At 55.9% G+C, this 4372-nt stretch carries 5 protein-coding genes and 1 pseudogene; 2 read left to right on the forward strand and 4 right to left on the reverse strand.

Translation table 11 applies throughout. The features are described 5' to 3' along the window. Positions 1 to 59: 59 nt before the first annotated feature. Both EN742_RS25900 and EN742_RS25905 read left to right on the forward strand, forming a co-directional pair. The gene (locus tag EN742_RS25900; protein WP_128333435.1) at positions 60 to 1673 is read left to right on the forward strand and encodes a hypothetical protein; all 1614 of its coding nucleotides are present in this window, start codon (positions 60 to 62) and stop codon (positions 1671 to 1673) included. Then, entirely contained in the window at positions 1663 to 2682 is a 1020-nt protein-coding gene (locus tag EN742_RS25905) for a dienelactone hydrolase-related enzyme (protein WP_128333436.1), read from the forward strand. The genes EN742_RS25900 and EN742_RS25905 overlap by 11 nt, the downstream gene beginning before the upstream one ends. 97 nt (positions 2683 to 2779) lie before the next feature. Here the strand turns inward: EN742_RS25905 and EN742_RS25910 are convergent, their stop codons facing one another. The 4 genes and pseudogenes from EN742_RS25910 to EN742_RS38260 all read right to left on the reverse strand — a co-directional run. Continuing rightward, positions 2780 to 3247 carry an RES family NAD+ phosphorylase gene (locus EN742_RS25910; RefSeq protein ID WP_128333437.1) on the reverse strand — a complete coding sequence of 156 codons (468 nt, stop codon included), beginning with the start codon at positions 3245 to 3247 and terminating at the stop codon, positions 2780 to 2782. Then, on the reverse strand, positions 3247 to 3690 hold the full coding sequence (locus EN742_RS25915; protein WP_127426872.1) for an antitoxin Xre/MbcA/ParS toxin-binding domain-containing protein: 444 nt from the start codon (positions 3688 to 3690) through the stop codon (positions 3247 to 3249). Before EN742_RS25915 ends, EN742_RS25910 begins: the two co-directional genes overlap by 1 nt. 70 nt (positions 3691 to 3760) lie before the next feature. Beyond that, the gene (locus EN742_RS25920; protein ID WP_127426873.1) at positions 3761 to 3976 is read right to left on the reverse strand and encodes a hypothetical protein; all 216 of its coding nucleotides are present in this window, start codon (positions 3974 to 3976) and stop codon (positions 3761 to 3763) included. A 9-nt stretch (positions 3977 to 3985) separates the two neighbouring features. Beyond that, positions 3986 to 4372 (reverse strand): annotated as a pseudogene (locus EN742_RS38260) (hypothetical protein); the annotation flags it as partial.

Here is a 4372-nt window from a genome sequence, read left to right on the forward strand (position 1 = left end):
GATCAGGAGCGATGGCACGATAGGATACGAAACGAAGCGAAATCAGAGCCTGCAAGTCGTTGTTTAAAAATGGAAAGTTATTTCTCCCTCCACCGAGAGACGGGAGTGATTTCAAAGAATTATTCAAACGATTAGCCGCTGCGGGTGCGGGCCGGCCATTGGGCAAAGATGGATTTCCAGCAGGCTCGTGGACTCCCGAGCTTCTTGCAGAGGCGATTTCACAAATTGATTCCAACCGGATTGGGGTCGATCTGCGAACAGTGCAGCTTTGGTTTCAAGAGAACGAGAAGGGAATTAGCGCTGCCAACATCCGTTGGTTGGCAAGGGTTTTCGGCTGCGATGATCCTGTGGCTACCAGCGAATGGCAGATGGAGCTGAGTGCCGCGCAATCGCGGTTAGCGGCCAAGAGACGAGTATCGAAGAGAGTTGGAAGCGAGGTTGCGCTGGCCGTTCCAGATATGGCGCGAGCCACGACCCTCGATAACGAGTCAGAGTCCCCGGCAGAGCTGGCACGGGATACTGACGCCAAGCGGCCGAGGCAGCGTTTTAGTTTGGCTGGAAAATCGGAGGCATTTTTTAGTCACGGATCTCCCCTGAATTTACCCGCGTCGGTGTTTGCGGGTGTCACCGCTCTTGGGTTTTTATCGTATATTTTGGGCATTCACAGCGTGACATATGGCCGGGCGGATGGCGTCGTCAAGCAGGTTGGGTTTCTTTGGACAGCGAATTGGACATTCGTCTTCATGGTATTTTTGCCACTGTTTTTTGCTTTCGTGACCGAGCTAGTGACCTTTTGGAAAGATGAAAGCCGCCCAAAGCTTGTGGGGCAGGGCGACAAGACGGAAAGCGACAATGCCTGGGCGCGCAGCGTAGAAGCTTCTTCGTATTCATATTGGGCGGTTTTTTTGATTTGTGTGCTGTTCGCCGGTCTTTTTCAGTGGATCGGCGTATCATTGATCCCGTTGGTGAAAGGTGGTGGCAACTATGCGACGGATTGGGGCTCGCTAGCGATTGTGCGCCCTGAGGTCATATCGGTTCCAGAAGCGGTTACATTCACTGGGATCGCTTATCTATACATGTGCCTGTGCTTTTATCTATTCTTCGTAGGTCTCATTCTTCTTCATACGATGATCCATGATCTTTGGAGAATTGGTGAGGCATCGAAAAATCGGCCGGAGGTGGACTATCAACATGAACTCAATGAAGCCAGCCTCAGGGTTATGCGTGGGATTTTTCGGTGTACTTTGTTGGGAATTCTGATCGCCATCGTCATGAAGCTCCAGAGCGCTTACTTGACATCACGCGGAGAGAATATTGTGGCTTGGTTGGTCGGCGATATGTCTTCTGCCTTCTACGGGCGCAATGATGTGGGCGTCGGGATCAGCTATCGTAGGCCGACCCATTACAGTAGCCTTCTTATCACTATTTCGACCTGTGTTGTTTTTGCGTACGGGACCATCCGTTTAGGTGGCGGAAGTCGGATTCAGGCGCCTTTGTGGAAGATGTCGGCGACCGTGGCGTTGCTCGTTGCTGGCTACTTGCTGATCGATGCATTTGCTGGCTTTTCGATCCTTCTGGGCGTTGGAGTGCTGCTTGCGACATACGGCCTATTCGATCCCGGATTTGGGCGACGGCGAGCGAGCGAACTAGGAAAAAATCGCAGTGTATCATAGCTGGCTTGATCGTTGGGATGAGCGGCGCGCGCAACGCGGTGAGGAAGGGAAGAAGGCATCGGATTTCATCCTTGACGCGGACCGCGCCTTTCCGGGAGCGGGGAAGATTGCAAGCATCGAGGAGTTTTGTGTGCTTGCCGACCAGGCCGCAGCTGATCCAGCCTTTTTCGATGAGCCCAGCGAGAGCGATCAGGGGTTTGAGTGGAAAGATGGATGGCTAAAATTTCCATCGGACGTTGCGACTGATATCGCCGCGAACAATGTTGTGTGGGCGAAAATCACGGAAAGTGGGTCGTTCGATCGTGCAATGGTGATCTTTCACCATTGGAATGCAAGTGCGCGGAACCGTCAGATTGCCAGTTTTTTCTCGCGGCGTGGTATCACCGTTGTCGAGATTGCCATGCCCTATCACTTCGAGCGCAGCCGTCCCGGCTCCCTCCACGCCGACTATATGCTTAGCCCCAATCTCGGGCGAACGATCCAGTCCATAAGGCAGGGGGTATTGGATGGGCGAAAGCTCATACGTTGGTTGAAGAGCGAAGGCTACAGAGAGATTTCGGTTCTTGGTATGAGTTTGGGTTCCTGGGTCGCGGGGTTGATCGCTGCACGCGACCAAGCCGTGTCAAAAGCCTCGCTGTTTCTGACGGCGGGGAGTCTAGCGGATATGGTCTGGACGGGTCGCGCGACACGATTGATACGCGATAGCCTTGAGCCTCAGATTGAGGTGACGGATCTCAGAAGGGCCTGGGGTCCACTTAACCTGGAGAATTACGCACATAATTTGGCACGCCCTGATCTCGAACTTCACGCTGTGTTGGCCAAGAGAGACAAAGTGGTGTTGCCGGCACTCTCGGAGAGGTTCATGCAGAGGCTGAAGGACGCCGGAGCTAGGCCAAATATTTTGGAATTGAACTGTGGTCACTATTCGCTTGGCGTGCCGCCTTACGTTCTGTTGGCCGGGTTGAGCGTGCAGCGGTTTCTGTTGGGTAAGTCTGTCCGGGGGGGCTGACCTGTGTAAAGCGATGATCTGTATGGGGTTGGTGCGTCACTTGCCTCAGTCTTGGCGTAAGGACTAACGCATTGAAATAACAAGGTCATTTCCCATCTCATTCCCTTAACAGCCGGATGTCCAGCTCGAATCGCTCGACGCGCGCGATCTGAACCGCTGCGGCCTCAGAGTGGCGTGGATTGATAAGGACATTGCGGTCCGGGCTATCCGCGATCGGTACGATTGCCGACGGAACAAAGAGCAGCGCCGTGTCATTTGCGGTGAGCCATTCGTCGCCAAGGCGCTGCGTCATGGCTTCCTGCTGGCGCCAATCTGCAGGAAGGTCACGGACGGATCGATGCGATGCCGGTATCTCATCCGAGATATCGTATGCCACCATGGCGAGGGCCGGCAACAATGCCGGGTCTTCAACGTGGACAAGCTTCTCCAAGATACAGAGCGAGGGCGACGTGGCGGCGTAGGTGACTGGATGCCCGACCGTATTCCAGCGGCCATCGAACAGCAGGCCGTAGCCGCCGTCAATCGCATTCGCATACTGGAGGCTCGAAAGCCGCCACAACCGCATCAGGCGGCGGCGCCCCAGGCGATCTTCCCGAGGATGGTTTCCACGACGCGGGCGCCGGCCTCGGTCTGGGCGACGCTCAAAGGCGTCTCGCCACCCAATTCGCCGAGCTCCTTACGCAGCCACCGATTGGCCTTTGCTGCATCCCCAAAGGTCTCTTCCGCCAGCGCCTGGATGCGAACCAGTCTTACGGCGCGATCGGACTCTTCCACAGTCAGCGGCTGGTTCTTCTCGGCCCGATGGCGACGGGTGCGCTGCGGGATGACGAAGCGCTCGATCTCCTGCTCGCTGAGGCCGGCAAGCGACAATCCCTTCAAGGTGGCCAAGGGCAATCTGCGACGGACGATCATGGCGAGATCTGCCTGAGAACGAACATCTGTTCCCAGCACGCTCGGTCCCCCGAGCTTGCGTGACACCTCTTCAATGACAGCAATGGCAGTGGCCATGGTTCAACTCCGGCAATGTGCGTACAAATTTAGGGCATATTGCCGGAAAATACAATGGAGATGCACGCTGCTAGCCCAAAAACCAATCCCGAACGGGTGAAAGCCAGCTTTCGACCGCTTTGTAGACGTCGACCAGCCACGTCTCCATAGCACCCAGCTCATGCCCGAACAAAATCAATGGGCCGATGACAATCAGAGCCAACAGTGCAAATCCCACAAAGCCATCCGGACGATCAGCACTGTCGTCGGGCGGCGGAAGGGGTTTAATGTGCCAATGCTGCCTCATTGTCCTGACCTAGCGTTCCTGCTCGCTACGCTCGCGGTCGTGCCGCTGCTCGACTTCACGCTCCAACTCGCGCAAGCGCGGAACCTGCTGTTGTGGCGGATCCGCCCGGTACTCCTCATTCAACCTCGCCGCACGGCTGCCCGGTTCAGACCGTCCAGATGTAACCCGTACGTTATCGTCACGTTCCTGTTCAGCTTCCGCTCTGCGCCGGCTCTCCATGTGGATTTCGTTGTTCAGATCGTGTCTGATCGTTGCCATATCGCGGATGTAGCCGTTGCCGTCGATCGCGGCTCGGGCAGCCTCCCGCAACAGATCGGCGTATCGGATCTCCGCCTCGCTCAATTTTGCAATCCGGGCGTCACGCTCGGCTTCTGTTTCGGCAAGGCTCGAAGCGGG

The organism is Mesorhizobium sp. M4A.F.Ca.ET.020.02.1.1 (genome assembly GCF_004022645.1).
In the GTDB taxonomy this organism is placed as follows: Bacteria; Pseudomonadota; Alphaproteobacteria; order Rhizobiales; family Rhizobiaceae; genus Mesorhizobium.

Bases quoted from the DNA above. Each gene is read 5' to 3' on its own strand.
- EN742_RS25920 (WP_127426873.1), bottom strand. From the start codon at position 3,976: ATGAGGCAGCATTGGCACATTAAACCCCTTCCGCCGCCCGACGACAGT.
- EN742_RS25910 (WP_128333437.1), bottom strand. From the start codon at position 3,247: ATGCGGTTGTGGCGGCTTTCGAGCCTCCAGTATGCGAATGCGATTGAC.
- EN742_RS25915 (WP_127426872.1), bottom strand. From the start codon at position 3,690: ATGGCCACTGCCATTGCTGTCATTGAAGAGGTGTCACGCAAGCTCGGG.